Origin of the sequence: Streptomyces sp. CB09001 (assembly GCF_003369795.1) — a bacterium.
In the GTDB taxonomy this organism is placed as follows: domain Bacteria; phylum Actinomycetota; class Actinomycetes; order Streptomycetales; family Streptomycetaceae; genus Streptomyces.
In genome coordinates this window covers 4,166,640-4,180,212 of the sequence record NZ_CP026730.1, presented here as the reverse complement: position 1 = coordinate 4,180,212, position 13,573 = coordinate 4,166,640, and the positions used below count along the sequence as shown (strand labels likewise).

Genomic DNA, 13,573 nt, shown 5'->3' with positions numbered 1-13,573 from the left:
GTCAACATAGACACATGTCGAACTCAGAGGTCGTGGAACTCCCCGTCCTGCCGGACAGCGACGTCGTGCCGTGCTGCCCGCCGATCACCGCCGGGGAGTTGTCCCCGGCGGACGCGGAGAAGATGGCCGGCATGTTCAAGGCGCTGTCGGACCCGGTGCGCCTGCGCCTGTTCTCCAGGATCGCCTCGCATCCGGGCGGGGAGGCGTGCGTGTGCGACATCGCGGACGTCGGTGTCTCCCAGCCGACCGTCTCCCACCATCTGAAGAAGCTCCGCGAGGCCGGCCTGCTGACCTCCGAGCGGCGTGGCACCTGGGTCTACTACCGGGTCGCGCCGGCCGTGGTGGCGGCCATGGCCGCGATGCTCGACCTGCGCGGCTGACCGCCGGTCGCCTCCGCCTCCGCCGCCACCCGCCTCGTTACGGAGCCGTCGTCACCGAGCCGGCGGCGAACCTCCTGCGCCAGGCGAGCGCGACGTATACGAGACCGATCAGCACCGGGACCTCGATGAGCGGTCCGACGACACCGGACAGCGCCTGGCCGGAGGTGACGCCGAAGGTCGCGATGGCGACCGCGATGGCCAGCTCGAAGTTGTTGCCCGCCGCCGTGAAGGCGAGGGTCGCGGTGCGGTCGTAGGGCAGGCCGAGGCCCTTCCCGAGGAGGAAGGTGCCGAAGAACATGACCGCGAAGTACACCAGCAGCGGCAGCGCGATCCGGGCGACGTCCAGCGGCCGGGAGGTGATGGTCTTCCCTTGCAGGGCGAAGAGGATCACGATCGTGAACAGCAGCCCGTACAGCGCCCATGGCCCGATCTTCGCGAGTCGTCCCCGCCCCCGGTCCGCACCGAGGTGGTGGGCTCGGTGGAGGTCACGGGCAGGCCCTCTTGTTCTCGGCGGCGGTGCGGGCGGCGGCGGCGAGTTCGGCGGGGGTGCGGGTCTCGGCCCCGCGGTGGCGGGAGTCGCGTGTTCCGGCGGCGGGAGCGGCGAAGGCGGCCAGGGCGACGAAGGCCAGCACCACGACCATCGCCGGACGCAGCCCGTAGTGATCGCCCAGGAAACCGAGAGTGGGCGGCCCCACCAGGAAGGCGATGTAGCCGATCGTCGCCACGAGGCCGACACGGGCGGTCTCGTCGGGCCCCGAGTCGCCCGCCGCCGAGAGGGCCACCGGGAAGCCCAGGGACGCGCCCAGCCCCCAGAACAGGACGGCGGCCGCGGCCACGACGGTGTTGTCGGAGAAGATGACCAGGCACAGACCGAGGGCCCCGGAGACGGCGCTGGCCCGCAGGACGGTCGCCCGGCTGTAACGACCGAGGAAGAACGTGCCGCTGAAGCGTCCCAGGGTCATCGCCGCGGCGAACCCCACGTAGACGAGCGAGCCGGCGGCGGCGTCGAGCCCGTGGCCGTCGACCATGAGCAGCGGCAGCCAGTCGTTGGCGGCGCCCTCGGCGAGAGCCATGGCGAGGACGACGGTCCCGATCAACAGGAGCCGCCGGTCCCTCCACACCTGCGGCTTCGAGGGGCCCGCGGAGTCCGAAGCGGGCAGTGCGGCACGAATCCCGGTCCCGGCGGGGACGGCACCGATGGCGTACGTGAAGATCCCGGCCGCCACCACGGCCACGGCCAGCAGGTGCCAGTGGGCGGGGAACGCCGCGGCGGTGGCCGCCATGCCGGCCAGGGCTCCGACGACGGTGCCCAGGCTGAAGCACCCGTGCAGCGTCGGCAGGACCGCCCTGCCGGTGATCCGTTCCACGTCGGCGCCGTCCACATTGATCGCCACCTCGCCCGCCCCGGCACCCACGCCGAACAGACACAGTCCCGCGGTGACCAGTGGCGCGGAGGCGAGGGCGCTGCCCGCGCCGACGACGGCCACGCTCGCGACGATCGACAGCGTGCCGACCGCCGTCACGGGCCTGGTCCCGAACCGCGAGACCAAACGGCCGGAGCAGAGGATGCCGGTCATCGAGCCGACGGACAGGCCGAACAGCACCAGCCCCATCTGCGCCGTGGACACGCCCAGACGGTCACGGATGTCCGGAGTGCGCGTGACCCATGAGGACATGGCGACGCCGTTGAGGAAGAAGAAGAGGTACAGCGCCCGGCGGCGTCGCTGAACAGCGCGGTCTGTCAAGGAAGGGCTCCGCCGGGGTTGGACACAATGGAGGACAGGCAGGCGACGATCTCGCGTCACCCACCGAGTATGCACAAATGTACACACCGGCGTGGGAGACCGAAAAGACAAGGCGGACAACGGAGATGACCGGCAGTACCCGCGGCCCCAACGACCCCCTGCGCCGCGAACGCATTCTCGACGCCGCGCTCGACGTCATCGCCGAGCACGGCGCGATCAAGGTGACCTTCCGCAAGATCGCCGAAGCGGCGGGTGTACCGCTGGGGTCACTGACCTACTACTTCGACGACATGCAGCACCTGCTGACCGACGCCTTCACCCGGCTCGCCGAGACAGTCTCCATGCGCTACGGCGCCCTCCTGGAGGCCGCACGAACCCGCCAGGAGGCCGAGGAAGCGGTCGTCGAGATCATCTGCGGCAAGGTCTGGGGCACCAACCGCAACCTCCTGCTCAGCTACGAGCTCTACGCCTTCGCCACCCGCCATCCCGAGGTGCGCGCCGTCATGCGCTCCTGGATGCGAGCCAGCCGGGACTCCCTGGCCAGGCACTTCGACCCGCTCACCGCACGCGCCCTCGACGCCCTGATCGAAGGCTTCTCCATTCACAACTCCGTCGACCTGAGCCCCACCGCCCGCGGGGACGTCGCCGCCGTCGTCAGCGCCGTCGTCGACCGGCACCAGTGAACAAAGGTGATGCCCCGCCATGCCCCCTCATGCCCCGTCGTATGCCGTCGTGTGCCGTCGTGTGCCGTCACGGAACATGGAGGGCACGGAGGGCCCTTGTCGGTTCGGTTGCGGGCACGATGCGCGGGAGATTCAGCCGCTTCTTCGCGTCGGCGAGCGTCTCCTCGGGAGTGGACAGTCGCGGGTGTGACACCGGTTCCTCCTGGTGGTGTTCGCGTGGCCAGAGGTTCGCGTGTCCAGATGGTCTCTTACGCGGACGCACCACGAGAGGCCCGTACGATGAGCGGGTGACCAGGAGCACCCGATCAAGCAGCCGTCCGGCCGGGCGGCTGTTCGTGCTGCTGGTGCTGGCCGGTGTGCTGGGCATGCACGGCCTCGGCCCCGGGGCGACGCCGCTGGGGCAAGCGGGTGCCGGTCACGAGATGGTGATGACCGCGGCCGACGGCGTTCCGCACGCGGACGGGGGATGTACGCACACGGACGGCGGATCGAGCCACCTCGAGCATGCCGACGGGACGTGTGCGGCGGCCGGCATCGGTTCGGCGTACACGCCGCCCGCGTTGGCCGGCGCCCTGCTGAACGCGCCCGCGACCCCCGTGCCCGCTGCGGCGTTCCCGGGGTCGCCGCACGACGGCCGGGCTCCGCCCGACCTCTCCGAGCTGCAGCTCCTACGGATATAGAGCGGCCGGCTCCCGTGCGCCCGGCCCTTGCCGGTGCCGGGTGCCGTGCTTCCGCACGTTCTCCATCCGTTCCCACCGCGTGCCGCGCGACGGCGCGCGTCAAGGAGTTGCACCACCATGATCCGCAAGCGTTCCCTCATGCGCCGCACCGCCGTCGTCGCCTCCGCAGGCGCGGCAGCGCTGGTCCTGGCCGCCTGTGGCGGCAGCGGCGACGATGACGGCTCGGCCGGGCACGGCGGCCACGCCGCCCCCGCCTCCTCGTCCGCCCCGGCATCCGCGTCGGCATCCGCGTCGGCATCGGCATCGCAGGGGCAGCACAACGCTGCCGACGTCGCCTTCGCGAAGGGGATGGTCCCCCATCACCGCCAGGCCGTCGAGATGGCCGACCTCGCGCCCGGCCGGGCGCGGTCGGCCGAGGTGAAGAAGCTCGCCGCCGACATCAGGAAGGCCCAGGACCCGGAGATCAGGACGCTCTCCGGCTGGCTGACCTCCTGGGGCGAGGACGTGCCCGCCGAGGGTGCCATGGACCACTCCGCGCACGACATGGGCGGCATGACGACGGCCGAGGAGATGACCGAACTCGAGAACGCCTCGGGCACCGCGTTCGACACCGCCTTCATGGAGATGATGATCAAGCACCACGAAGGCGCGGTCGACATGGCGAAGACCGAGCAGGCCGACGGCACCTACGGACCGGCCAAGAAGGTGGCCGGCGAGATCATCGACTCGCAGAGCGCGGAGATCGAGCAGATGAACGAACTGCTCGGCAGGGGCTGACCCCGCCACGCCGGTGCGGGGGCGACGCCGAGGGCGTCGGCCCCGCACCGGCCTCCCGTCCCCTGGGACCGTCTCACGGGTCACGCGCCGTGCCGGCCGTCGCCCACCAGCCCGGTCTCGTAGGCGACGATCACGAGCTGGGCGCGGTCGCGTGCGCGCAGCTTGGCGAGCAGGCGGCCGACGTGGGTCTTGACCGTGGCCAGGCTCAGGTGGAGGTGCTCCGCGATCTCCGTGTTGGACAGACCCCGTGCGATCAGTCCGAGCACCTGCACCTCCCGGTCGGTGACCCCGTCCAGTGAGCGGTGGGGCGGACGGGCGGGCTCCGGACGGCGGGCGAACTCCGCGATCAGGCGGCGGGTCACCGAGGGCGCCAGCAGCGCCTCGCCCGCGGCGACGACGCCGACGGCGGTGAGGACGTCGGCGGGCGGGGTGTCCTTGAGCAGGAAGCCCGCGGCGCCGGCGCGCAGGGCGGCGTAGACGTACTCGTCCAGGTCGAAGGTGGTGAGGATGAGGACGCAGGCGGCGGACAGGGCCGGGTCCGAGCAGATCTGCCGGGTCGCCCCGATGCCGTCGAGGACCGGCATGCGTACGTCCATCAGCACGACGTCCGGCCGTTCGCGGCGGGTGAGTTGGACGGCCTCCGCTCCGTTCGCGGCCTCGCCCACGGCCGTCATGCCGGGGGTGTGGTCGACGAGGACCCGAAAGCTGCCGCGCACCATCGCCTGGTCGTCGGCGATCAGTACCCGGACCGGGGTCGCGTCGGTCATGGTCATCGGTTCCCTTCCGTGGGCAGGCGGACGGACACCGCGAAGCCGCCCTCCGGCCGGGGGCCCGCCTCGAAGCTGCCGCCGTACATCGTCGCCCGTTCGCGTATGCCCATGAGCCCGTGTCCGCCCGGCGGTTCGCTGGTCTGCCGCCCGGATCCCGGCGGGGGTCCCTCGTCCGCGACGTGGATGCGGATCTCCCCTGCGTCCGCCTCCACCGTGACCCGGCAGCGGGTCGGGGCGGCGTGCCGGATCGCGTTGGTGAGGGACTCCTGGACGATCCGGTAGACGGTCAGCTGGGTCCCCTCGGCCAGGTCCTCCCCGACGCGGACCGTCAGGGCGACGTCCACGCCCGCCCGGCGCGCCTCCGCCGCCAGTGTGTCGAGGCGGTCCAGGCGCGGGGCGGGCCCCAGGGGTGCGCTGTCGGTCCGCAGTATGCCGAGGGTGCGCCGCATCTCGGCCAACGCCGAACGGCTGGTCTCCTCTATGACCTTGAGGGCGTCCCGCGCCTGTGCCGGGTCGTCCTGCGCCACGTGCCCGGCGACGCCCGCCTTGACGGCGATCATGCCGAGGTGGTGCGAGACGATGTCGTGCAGCTCGCGGGCGATCCGCAGGCGTTCCTCGTCCCGTGCCCGCTCCGCCCGGCGCCGCTGTTCCCCGGCGACCGCGGCCCGGCGACCGCGCACGGTGAACCCCACGCCCCAGGAGCCGGCGATCACCAGTAGCACGAGGCCGGCCACCCCGGCGGCGCCCCGGGCGTCCTCGGCGGGAGTGACCACCGCCTCGCCGAGGTACACCGCGCCGCACGCCACCGGCAGCGTCACCGCGAGTGCGGGCACGGACCGACGGACGGGCTCGGCGAGTCCCACCAGGTAGGCGGCGAGCCCGGCGGCGGCGTACGGCTCACGCGGGATGTCGAGGAGCGACGCCGTGGCCAGCGCGGCCAGCACGGTGCCCAGGACGGCCAGCGGCCAGCGGCGGCGCACGGCGATCGGCAGACCGACCGCGGCGGCGAGGAGGCAGCCGAGCCAGAAGGGTCCCGTGTAGACGGGTTGGCCGTCGTCGGCGGTCAGCCGGGCGAAGCCCGTGTACACGGCGGTCAGGGCCAGGGCCGCGCCGAGATCCAGGGCGTGGAGATGGTGCTGCCGCTTGCGCCTCATGGTCCGACCGTACGGGGGCGGCGGGTGCATTCAACCGGCCTGTCCGAGCAGCGTCATGAGTCCGAGGACCGCCAGGGTCAGCGGTACCCAGCGCAGCACCGCCGCCCGGCCGGGGCGGGGCGCTTCCGACAGCAGCGCCAGGCCCGGCGGCACCAGTGCGACGCACAGTCCGGTCAGGGCCACCAGCGACAGCGGGGTGGTCCCCTTGAGGACTCCGAGGGGCAGTGCGGCGGCGAGGGCGAGTGCGGCAGCGCGGACCGGGCCGAGCACACGGGTGCGCCAGGCGCCGAGGGCGAGGACGAGCCACCCGGCGAGGACGGCGAGGTTCAGCGTGCTGAAGACGTGGAAGGCGCCGTAGCCGGCCGAGACGGCTTCGGTGGCGGGCCCGGCTCCCTGGGAGCGCACCAGCTGAAAGGCCAGGTGGTCCACCCCGGCGTGGAAGGCGCGGGCGAACAGTCCGGACATCGCCAGGACCCCGCCCCACAGGCCCCAGCCGGCGCTCCGCGCCCCGATCCGTCCGGCCAGCACCGCCACGGCGGGCCACAGCAGCAGGCTGCCCGCGGCGAAGAGGCCGTACGCGGTGGCCATCAGGGCGGGGTGCCGCTCGTACGCGGAGAGCTGGTCGGGGAAGAAGAAGTGGAACCGGGCCCGCAGCAGGGCGCCGGTCAGCATCAGCGGGGGGCCGAGCACCATGGCGGTGCCGCCCACCCAGCGTCCGGGGAAGCCGGTGGCTCCCCACGGCGTCACGGGCAGCGCGGCACGCAGTCGGTCACCGGTCCTCGTGACCGGGGCGGCGGCGGTGGATGCGGTCGGATTCCTCATGCCGAGGACGATGCCTCCATCCGCCCCGCGGGGGCGTCGGACCGGGAGCTGAACCGGGAGGTCAGACCCGGGTATGACACCGCCGTGCCGCGGGCTCGTGTTCCTGCCGGGTGGCGATGGGCCAGGTCACGATACTGGGGGCATGCCCGGCCAACTCCGCGCCATGGTCCTGCCGGACCGGCAACGCCGATCCCTGGACGACCTCCAGGAAGACCTCGATCTCTCGTCCGGCGACAGCCGGTCGAAGCAGTCGGCGTTCTGGACCATGCTCACGCTCTCCGCGGTCATCGCCGCGTGCGGCATCCTGACGGACTCCACCGCCACCGTCATCGGCGCGATGATCATCGCTCCGCTCTCCACACCCATCATGGGCATCGCCCTCGGGGCCGTGCGGCGCCGCCGCAGCACCGCCGCCGCCTTCGTGGCCCTCGGGTGCCTGCTGGTGATCCTGGTCGGGGCGGTGGCCTCACTGGTGGTGCCCCAGTCCTACGATTTGCTGACCAACGGCCAGATCGCTGGCCGGACCTCGCCGGGACTGCTGGACCTGGTCTCCGCCCTTGCCACGGGCTTCGCCGGGGCCGTGGCACTGGCCCGCAAGGACGTCGCCGCCGTACTGCCGGGGGTGGCCATCGCGATCTCGCTCGTACCGCCCCTGGTGGTCACCGGCGTCTGCGCCGGCCAGGCGGCGTGGTGGCTCGCGCTGGGCGCCCTGGTGCTCTTCCTGTCCAACCTCTTCGCCCTCGTCTTCGCCGGCATGGTCGTCTTCACCGTCCTCGCCTACGCCCGGACCGCCGGCCGGCGGTCCCACCGCCGGCCGCGCCGCGCCCACGTCATGCTCGGGCTGCTCTTCACGGCCGTCCTGCTCCCCCTGGGCGCCAACACGGTCGCCACCGTGCTGCTCAACACCTGGACCCTCAGGGCCAAGAGCGCCGCCGAACGGTGGCTCACGCACAGCCCGGGCGCGACGGTCACCAGCGTCGACGCGCAGTCCAGAACCCTGTACATCCACGTCCGCGGCCCCGACGAACTGCCCCCGCTCCAAGACCTGCTGAACGACCTGGAGGGCCAGATCCCCGACGGCGTCCCCATCGTGGTCGACACCACCCGCGGCCGACAGATCGCGGCCGGACGAGTCGGCGGGTAACGCCCTCGGACGGCGCCCTCGGCGGAATCCTCACCGCGGGATCCTCACCGCGGGATCCTTGCCGCCCGGCGTCAGGGCTCAGTCCGCCGCACGGACCACCACCACCACTTCGAAACCGAGGTCCCGCGGCAGCCTGACGGCGTGGTCCTTGCCGCCGGAGAACTCGTCGCTGCCCAGCGGGTCGCGGCCGGGCGGGTAGCCGTGCGCCGCCCCCACCACGGCCTTCGAGTCTCGTTCAGCGCCATGGGCCGAAGGTTGCCGAAACCCGGGAACCACAGGCCGCCGCGGAGGGGAGGGCGGCACGGCGGCGGGCCGCTGCAGTCCCCTCAGGCCGGACCGCGTGCCCCGCGGCCCAGGCGGAGGGCGGAGGCCAGGAAGAAGACGCCGCCGAGGAAGGCGTAGCCCGCGAGGCTGTTCAGCGAGGGGTCGTCGGCGCCGGCCTGCGTGACGAAGGAGAGGCCGGCGAGCGTGGAGACGGCGCCGCTGACGATCATCGGCCACTGCCCGCCCAGCCGGCGGCGGACGGCGCCCGCGACGAGCTGGACGATTCCCGCGGCGACCGCCCACGCGCCCCAGACGCGCAGGACGGCCGGGATGCCCGAGGTCGCGGCGAGGGCGAGGGCGAGGACGGTCAGGGAGCTGATCGCGATGTTCGCGTACAGGGGCGCGGCGGGGCCGCCGTTCGCCCGCACCGACCGGACGTCGACGACCGCGGCCGCCACGTCGAACAGCGGATAGATCAGCAGCAGTGCCGTGCTCAGCGGGCCCAGCGCGTCGGCGGTGGTGAAGAGCAGGGCCGCCCACACGGCGGCGAAGGCGAAGCGGAGGAAGTACAGCTTCCGGAGCGTGACGGGGACGGAGGCGGCGCTGGCGGGCGGTGCGACGACGACGGTTTCCACGGTGAGTGCCTTTCGGGGCAGCGGGCGAGCAGGACTCGAGCGAGGGAGAACGTTCGGTCTCGTCACGCAGTCAACGTTCTTCCACCTCCCCTGTCAAGACCGAACGTTCTCCCTCGCCGCCTTGATACGGTGGCCGCATGAGCCCGAGCACGGAAGCCGCCCGCAACCCCTCCGAAGCGCGAGCCCGGCTGCTCGGCACCGCCACGAGGATCTTCTACGCCGAGGGGATCCACTCCGTCGGCATCGACCGGCTCACCGCGGAGGCGCAGGTCACCCGCGCCACGCTGTACCGGCACTTCTCGGGCAAGGAAGACCTCGTCCTCGCCTACCTCGACCAGGCCGACCGGGGCATCCGGGCGCAGGTGGCCGCGGCCATGGACGGCGGTCCGTCCGCCGCCGGGCAGGTCCGGGCCGTCGCGCGGTCCATCGTGGACGGGATCCGGTCCCCCGGTTTCCGCGGCTGCGCCTTCCTGAACGCCGTGGCCGAGTACCCGGACCCGGAGCACCCCGTGCACCAGGCGGTGCTGGCCCACCGGCAGTGGTTCCTGGACACCGTCACGGAGCTGCTGGCGCAGGCCGGCGACGGTGACGGCGTCGCCGCCGGGCGGCACCTCGTCATGCTCCGGGACGGCGCGATGGCGGCCGGGTGCCTCTTCGACCCGGAGCTGGTCTCCGCGACCTTCCTGCACGGCGTGGAAGGAGTCCTGAGGGACGTCTCGGAAAAATCTTCCGCCTGACCCACCCGCCGTGTCGAGAACGCGCGTCCGGCTCCGTCCCAGGGGTGAAGGTGGCCACAATGGGCCGCACCAGCACCGAGGAGACGACGCATCATGGCCAAGTACCTGCTGCTCAAGCACTACCGGGGCGCCCCGGCACCGGCCAACGACGTGCCCATGGACCAGTGGACGCCGGACGAGATCTCGGCGCACATCCAATACATGAACGACTTCGCGGCCCGGCTCGAGAAGACCGGCGAGTTCGTCGACGGGCAGGCACTCGCCCCCGAGGGGACGTGGGTGCGGTACGACGGTGAGGGGCGGCCGCCGGTCACCGACGGGCCGTTCGCCGAGACCAAGGACCTCATCGCCGGCTGGATGGTGATCGACGTCGACGACTACGAGCGCGCCGTCGAGCTGGCCGGGGAGCTGTCCGCCGCTCCGGGCGCGGGCGGGAGGCCGATCCACGAGTGGCTGGAGCTGCGCCCGTTCATGGGCGCGCACCCCACCGTCACGGAGTGACCTTTCGATGGACGAGGCCCCGACGGACGAGGATTCGGTGGACGAGGCTCCAACAGACGGGGCTCGAACAGACGGGGCTCCGATGGACGGGGCTCCGATGGACGAGGCCCTGATCAGGAGGCTCACCCCCGGCGTGCTGACCGTCCTCGTCCGCCGCGGGGCCGACTTCGCGGCGGCCGAGGACGCGGTCCAGGACGCGCTGGTCGAGGCGGTCCGCGGCTGGCCGGCCGACCCGCCGCGAGACCCGAAGGGGTGGCTCGTCACCGTGGCCTGGCGGCGGTTCCTCGACGCGGCCCGCGCCGACACCGCCCGCCGGCGGCGCGAGGACCGCGTCGAGGAGGAGCCGGCGCCCGGACCGGCGCCGGACGCGGACGACACGCTCCAGCTGTACTTCCTGTGCGCGCATCCCTCGCTGACCCCGTCCTCCGCCGTCGCGCTCACCCTGCGCGCCGTCGGCGGGCTGACCACCCGGCAGATCGCGCGGGCGTACCTGGTGCCCGAGGCGACGATGGCCCAGCGCGTCAGCCGGGCCAAGCGCACCGTGTCCGGTGTCCGGTTCGACCGGCCAGGCGATGTCGCCACCGTGCTGCGCGTGCTCTACCTGGTCTTCAACGAGGGCTACTCCGGTGACGTCGACCTGGCCGCCGAGGCCATCCGGCTCACCCGGCAGCTCGCCGCCTCCGTCGACCATCCCGAGGTGGCGGGGCTGCTGGCGCTGATGCTGCTCCACCACGCCCGGCGCGCGGCCCGGACCGCGCCCGACGGCAGCCTGGTGCCGCTCGCCGAGCAGGACCGCGGCCGGTGGGACACCGCGTCGATCGCCGAGGGGGTGGAGATCCTGCAGGCGGCGCTCGCCCGGGACCGGCTGGGCGAGTTCCAGGCCCAGGCCGCGATCGCCGCCCTGCACGCCGACGCGCCCACCGCCGGGGAGACCGACTGGGTGCAGATCGTGGAGTGGTACGACGAGCTCGCGCGGCTGACCGACAGCCCCGTCGTCCGGCTCAACCGCGCGGTCGCCGTCGGGGAGGCCGACGGGCCGCGCGCCGGACTGGCGGCACTCGCGGCGCTGGACGACACGCTGCCCCGCCACACCGCGGTGGCGGCGTACCTGCACGAGCGCGACGGCGATCCGGACACGGCGGCGCGGCTGTACGCCGAGGCTGCCCACAAGGCGCCCGACCTGGCCGAGCGCGACCATCTGACGCGTCAGGCCGCCCGCCTCAACTCCCGGCGTCGTACGGGCCGGTGACCGGCCGGGTGACCGTCCCCGCGCGGGCACCGGTCTCGTCGGGACGCGTGTCGACGTCCTCCGCCCGGCCGCCCGGGTGCCGCAGCGCGCAGAAGTAGCCGATCGCGAGGGCGACGGCCATGCCGTAGAAGACCCACTGGTTGGCCTCGGCGAAGTCGAGGCGGATCGCGGGCATCGCGTCCCGCATGGCCGTCTCGGTCGGGCCACCGCCCGTCGGGGTGCGGGCGTCCGCGTTGCCCGTGATCGCCTCCGTGACGTCCCGGGCCATGGAGTGCCGCCCGTCCGGCGGCACCCCGCGCGCAGCGAGGGTCTCCTCGACCCGGTCGGTCATGCGGTGCGTCAGCATGGTGCCGAAGACGGCCAGGCCGACGCTGGCGGCGTAGTTGCGGACGGTCTGGGTGATGCCGGTGACCTCGCCGTAGGAGGAGTCGATCGAGCGGTTGACGGCGTCCGTCGACGCGGGGGCGAGGACGAATCCGATGCCCGCGCCGGCGAGCGCGGCGTAGGGCCACTGGTCGTGCATGGACAGGTCGGTGAGCTTGCCGGCCCACAGCGCGAAGCCGACGGCGCCCAGCGCGCAGCCGATCCGCAGCGCCGGCCGGGCGCCCCGCTTGTCGAGGATGCGGCCGCCCCACTGGGAGGCGATGGCGAACCCGGCGAAGAAGTACAGCAGGTACAGGGCGGCCTGGTTGGGTGAGGCGCTGAGCGAGACCTGGGCGTAGACCGAGGCGAAGAAGAACAGCGGGACGAACGCCAGCATGGCGAAGAAGAGCACCAGCGCGTCCACCGTGAAGGCGCGGTCGCGGAAGACCGCGAGATTGACCAGGGGGTGGCGGGTGCCCAGTTCGTAGCGGCAGAAGACGTAGAGGATCGCGAGGCCGCCCGCGATGCAGACCCAGGTCACGGCGTTGTCCCAGCCCCAGGCCGCCGACTGCTGGAAGCCGAGCACGCTCAGGCCCATGCCGGCGACGATCAGCAGCGCGCCCTTGACGTCCAGCGACTCCTCGCGCCGGCGGTCGGGGATGCCGGCCAGCGCCGTCAGGACCAGCGCCGCGATCGCCACGGGGACGTTGACCCAGAAGATCGCCCGCCAGGTCCACGCGGTCAACCAGCCGCCGAGCAGCGGGCCCACGGCGGTCAGGGCGCCGGTGAGGCCGAAGAAGAGGGCGAGCGCGCGGCCCCGGCGCTCCACCGGGAACACGGCGACGACCACGGCGAGCGCGGCCGGGAAGAGCAGCGCGGCACCCAGGCCCTGGGTGGCGCGGAAGACGATCAGCCAGGTCAGCGCGTAGTCGTCGGAGGGTACGCAGCCGCACAGGACCGAGGAGACGACGAAGACCAGGGTGCCGATCACGACCACGCGGCGCGGGCCCCACAGGTCGGCCAGGCGTCCGCCCAGGGCGAAGAAGGCGGCGAGGGCCAGCAGGTAGGCGTTGATCACCCACTGCATGCCCGAGGCCGACAGGCCCAGTTCGGAGACGATGTCGGGGGCCGCGATCGAGACGATCGTCTGGTCGATGAACGTCATCGCCACCGCGAACATCATGGCGGCCAGGGCCAGCGACTGGGAGGGAGGACGGCGACCGGCACCGGGCGTACTCGGGTCCCGCTTCGTCTGCGTTCCGCTCACCCGGTCAGTCTGCGTCCGCTCCGGTGACCGCGCATCCGGGCGCCGGAGCGCACCGGACCGGCCCCTGCGCCATCCGCTGGGCGCGACGCCCGTACTCCGCTACGGCCGGTGCCGGCAGGTCGAAGGGCCGGGGCGTCTCCCGCGCCGGCACCTCGGCGATCTCCGGGTGGCGCGGGACGGCGTCCGCCTGCTGTTCGACGTCGAGCGCGGGGAGGAGTTCTGCGGGGTCGTGCCGGGCGACGCGATGGCCACCGTCGCCGGGCGGGGCCGTATGCCGCTCACCATCGAGGAGGGCATCGCCCTGCTGACCCACGTGCCGGAGCTCCTGGTCAGGAACAAGTGCTTCTCGCCGGGCGGTTCACGGTGCGGCGCCCGCCGGGTACCGGCGCTGTGGACCGGCCG

15 protein-coding genes and 2 pseudogenes are annotated in these 13,573 nt (G+C 73.1%); 9 read left to right on the top strand and 8 right to left on the bottom strand.

All coding sequences use genetic code 11. From position 1 onward, the window contains the following. The first annotated feature begins 14 nt into the window (after positions 1–14). Complete coding sequence (locus tag C4J65_RS19460) at positions 15–380, top strand: metalloregulator ArsR/SmtB family transcription factor (protein ID WP_115743554.1); 366 nt, start codon at positions 15–17, stop codon at positions 378–380. A gap of 37 nt (positions 381–417) precedes the next feature. Here C4J65_RS19460 and C4J65_RS19455 read toward each other — a convergent pair. Further along, positions 418–813 (bottom strand): annotated as a pseudogene (locus C4J65_RS19455) (arsenical-resistance protein); the annotation flags it as partial. A gap of 52 nt (positions 814–865) precedes the next feature. Beyond that, positions 866–2,125, bottom strand: a complete 1,260-nt coding sequence (locus C4J65_RS19450; RefSeq protein ID WP_115743553.1) for an MFS transporter — start codon at positions 2,123–2,125, stop codon at positions 866–868. Between the two features lie 125 nt (positions 2,126–2,250). Here C4J65_RS19450 and C4J65_RS19445 point away from each other — a divergent pair, with 125 nt between their 5' ends. The 3 genes from C4J65_RS19445 to C4J65_RS19430 all read left to right on the top strand — a co-directional run bounded on the left by C4J65_RS19445 (position 2,251) and on the right by C4J65_RS19430 (position 4,265). Then, a complete protein-coding gene (locus C4J65_RS19445) occupies positions 2,251–2,808 on the top strand; it encodes a TetR family transcriptional regulator (RefSeq protein WP_115743552.1) in 558 nt (185 codons plus the stop codon). Between the two features lie 287 nt (positions 2,809–3,095). Continuing rightward, complete coding sequence (locus C4J65_RS19435) at positions 3,096–3,488, top strand: DUF6153 family protein (protein WP_115743550.1); 393 nt, start codon at positions 3,096–3,098, stop codon at positions 3,486–3,488. Positions 3,489–3,605: 117 nt separating this feature from the next. Beyond that, positions 3,606–4,265: a DUF305 domain-containing protein gene (locus tag C4J65_RS19430; RefSeq protein WP_162833250.1), complete on the top strand. Its 660-nt coding sequence runs from the start codon at positions 3,606–3,608 to the stop codon at positions 4,263–4,265. Positions 4,266–4,345: 80 nt separating this feature from the next. On the opposite strand, the gene C4J65_RS19425 is transcribed toward C4J65_RS19430, so the two are convergent. Genes C4J65_RS19425 through C4J65_RS36725 form a run of 3 tightly spaced genes read right to left on the bottom strand, consistent with a single transcriptional unit; the run spans position 4,346 to position 7,011 of the window. Continuing rightward, positions 4,346–5,032: a response regulator transcription factor gene (locus C4J65_RS19425; protein ID WP_115743549.1), complete on the bottom strand. Its 687-nt coding sequence runs from the start codon at positions 5,030–5,032 to the stop codon at positions 4,346–4,348. Between the two features lie 2 nt (positions 5,033–5,034). After that, complete coding sequence (locus tag C4J65_RS19420) at positions 5,035–6,189, bottom strand: sensor histidine kinase (protein WP_115746533.1); 1,155 nt, start codon at positions 6,187–6,189, stop codon at positions 5,035–5,037. A 30-nt stretch (positions 6,190–6,219) separates the two neighbouring features. Next, positions 6,220–7,011 carry a hypothetical protein gene (locus C4J65_RS36725; RefSeq protein ID WP_115743548.1) on the bottom strand — a complete coding sequence of 264 codons (792 nt, stop codon included), beginning with the start codon at positions 7,009–7,011 and terminating at the stop codon, positions 6,220–6,222. Between the two features lie 142 nt (positions 7,012–7,153). On the opposite strand from C4J65_RS36725, the gene C4J65_RS19410 reads away from it, so the two are divergent. Beyond that, positions 7,154–8,155 carry a DUF389 domain-containing protein gene (locus C4J65_RS19410; RefSeq protein WP_115743547.1) on the top strand — a complete coding sequence of 334 codons (1,002 nt, stop codon included), beginning with the start codon at positions 7,154–7,156 and terminating at the stop codon, positions 8,153–8,155. Positions 8,156–8,233: 78 nt separating this feature from the next. Here the strand turns inward: C4J65_RS19410 and C4J65_RS19405 are convergent, their stop codons facing one another. Both C4J65_RS19405 and C4J65_RS19400 read right to left on the bottom strand, forming a co-directional pair. Continuing rightward, positions 8,234–8,374: a hypothetical protein gene (locus C4J65_RS19405; protein ID WP_162832947.1), complete on the bottom strand. Its 141-nt coding sequence runs from the start codon at positions 8,372–8,374 to the stop codon at positions 8,234–8,236. 107 nt (positions 8,375–8,481) lie between these two features. Next, the gene (locus C4J65_RS19400; RefSeq protein ID WP_115743545.1) at positions 8,482–9,054 is read right to left on the bottom strand and encodes a hypothetical protein; all 573 of its coding nucleotides are present in this window, start codon (positions 9,052–9,054) and stop codon (positions 8,482–8,484) included. Between the two features lie 137 nt (positions 9,055–9,191). Between C4J65_RS19400 and C4J65_RS19395 the strand changes: the two genes are divergently transcribed. From C4J65_RS19395 to C4J65_RS19385, 3 genes are all read left to right on the top strand, one after another. After that, entirely contained in the window at positions 9,192–9,791 is a 600-nt protein-coding gene (locus tag C4J65_RS19395; protein WP_115743544.1) for a TetR/AcrR family transcriptional regulator, read from the top strand. A gap of 93 nt (positions 9,792–9,884) precedes the next feature. Beyond that, positions 9,885–10,292: a YciI family protein gene (locus C4J65_RS19390; RefSeq protein ID WP_115743543.1), complete on the top strand. Its 408-nt coding sequence runs from the start codon at positions 9,885–9,887 to the stop codon at positions 10,290–10,292. 97 nt (positions 10,293–10,389) lie between these two features. After that, positions 10,390–11,541 carry a DUF6596 domain-containing protein gene (locus tag C4J65_RS19385; protein ID WP_115743542.1) on the top strand — a complete coding sequence of 384 codons (1,152 nt, stop codon included), beginning with the start codon at positions 10,390–10,392 and terminating at the stop codon, positions 11,539–11,541. On the opposite strand, the gene C4J65_RS19380 is transcribed toward C4J65_RS19385, so the two are convergent. Further along, positions 11,513–13,087: an MFS transporter gene (locus C4J65_RS19380; RefSeq protein WP_115746532.1), complete on the bottom strand. Its 1,575-nt coding sequence runs from the start codon at positions 13,085–13,087 to the stop codon at positions 11,513–11,515. The genes C4J65_RS19385 and C4J65_RS19380 overlap by 29 nt on opposite strands. On the opposite strand from C4J65_RS19380, the pseudogene C4J65_RS36720 reads away from it, so the two are divergent. Beyond that, a pseudogene (locus tag C4J65_RS36720) lies at positions 12,990–13,520 on the top strand (DUF5701 family protein); the annotation flags it as partial. The gene C4J65_RS19380 and the pseudogene C4J65_RS36720 sit on opposite strands and share 98 nt — an antisense overlap. Positions 13,521–13,573: the final 53 nt, after the last annotated feature.

Bases quoted from the DNA above. Each gene is read 5' to 3' on its own strand.
- C4J65_RS19460 (WP_115743554.1), top strand. From the start codon at position 15: ATGTCGAACTCAGAGGTCGTGGAACTCCCCGTCCTGCCGGACAGCGAC.
- C4J65_RS19395 (WP_115743544.1), top strand. From the start codon at position 9,192: ATGAGCCCGAGCACGGAAGCCGCCCGCAACCCCTCCGAAGCGCGAGCC.
- C4J65_RS19385 (WP_115743542.1), top strand. From the start codon at position 10,390: ATGGACGAGGCCCTGATCAGGAGGCTCACCCCCGGCGTGCTGACCGTC.
- C4J65_RS19430 (WP_162833250.1), top strand. From the start codon at position 3,606: ATGATCCGCAAGCGTTCCCTCATGCGCCGCACCGCCGTCGTCGCCTCC.
- C4J65_RS19420 (WP_115746533.1), bottom strand. From the start codon at position 6,189: ATGAGGCGCAAGCGGCAGCACCATCTCCACGCCCTGGATCTCGGCGCG.
- C4J65_RS19425 (WP_115743549.1), bottom strand. From the start codon at position 5,032: ATGACCGACGCGACCCCGGTCCGGGTACTGATCGCCGACGACCAGGCG.
- C4J65_RS19445 (WP_115743552.1), top strand. From the start codon at position 2,251: ATGACCGGCAGTACCCGCGGCCCCAACGACCCCCTGCGCCGCGAACGC.
- C4J65_RS36725 (WP_115743548.1), bottom strand. From the start codon at position 7,011: ATGAGGAATCCGACCGCATCCACCGCCGCCGCCCCGGTCACGAGGACC.
- C4J65_RS19380 (WP_115746532.1), bottom strand. From the start codon at position 13,087: ATGATGTTCGCGGTGGCGATGACGTTCATCGACCAGACGATCGTCTCG.
- C4J65_RS19410 (WP_115743547.1), top strand. From the start codon at position 7,154: ATGCCCGGCCAACTCCGCGCCATGGTCCTGCCGGACCGGCAACGCCGA.
- C4J65_RS19390 (WP_115743543.1), top strand. From the start codon at position 9,885: ATGGCCAAGTACCTGCTGCTCAAGCACTACCGGGGCGCCCCGGCACCG.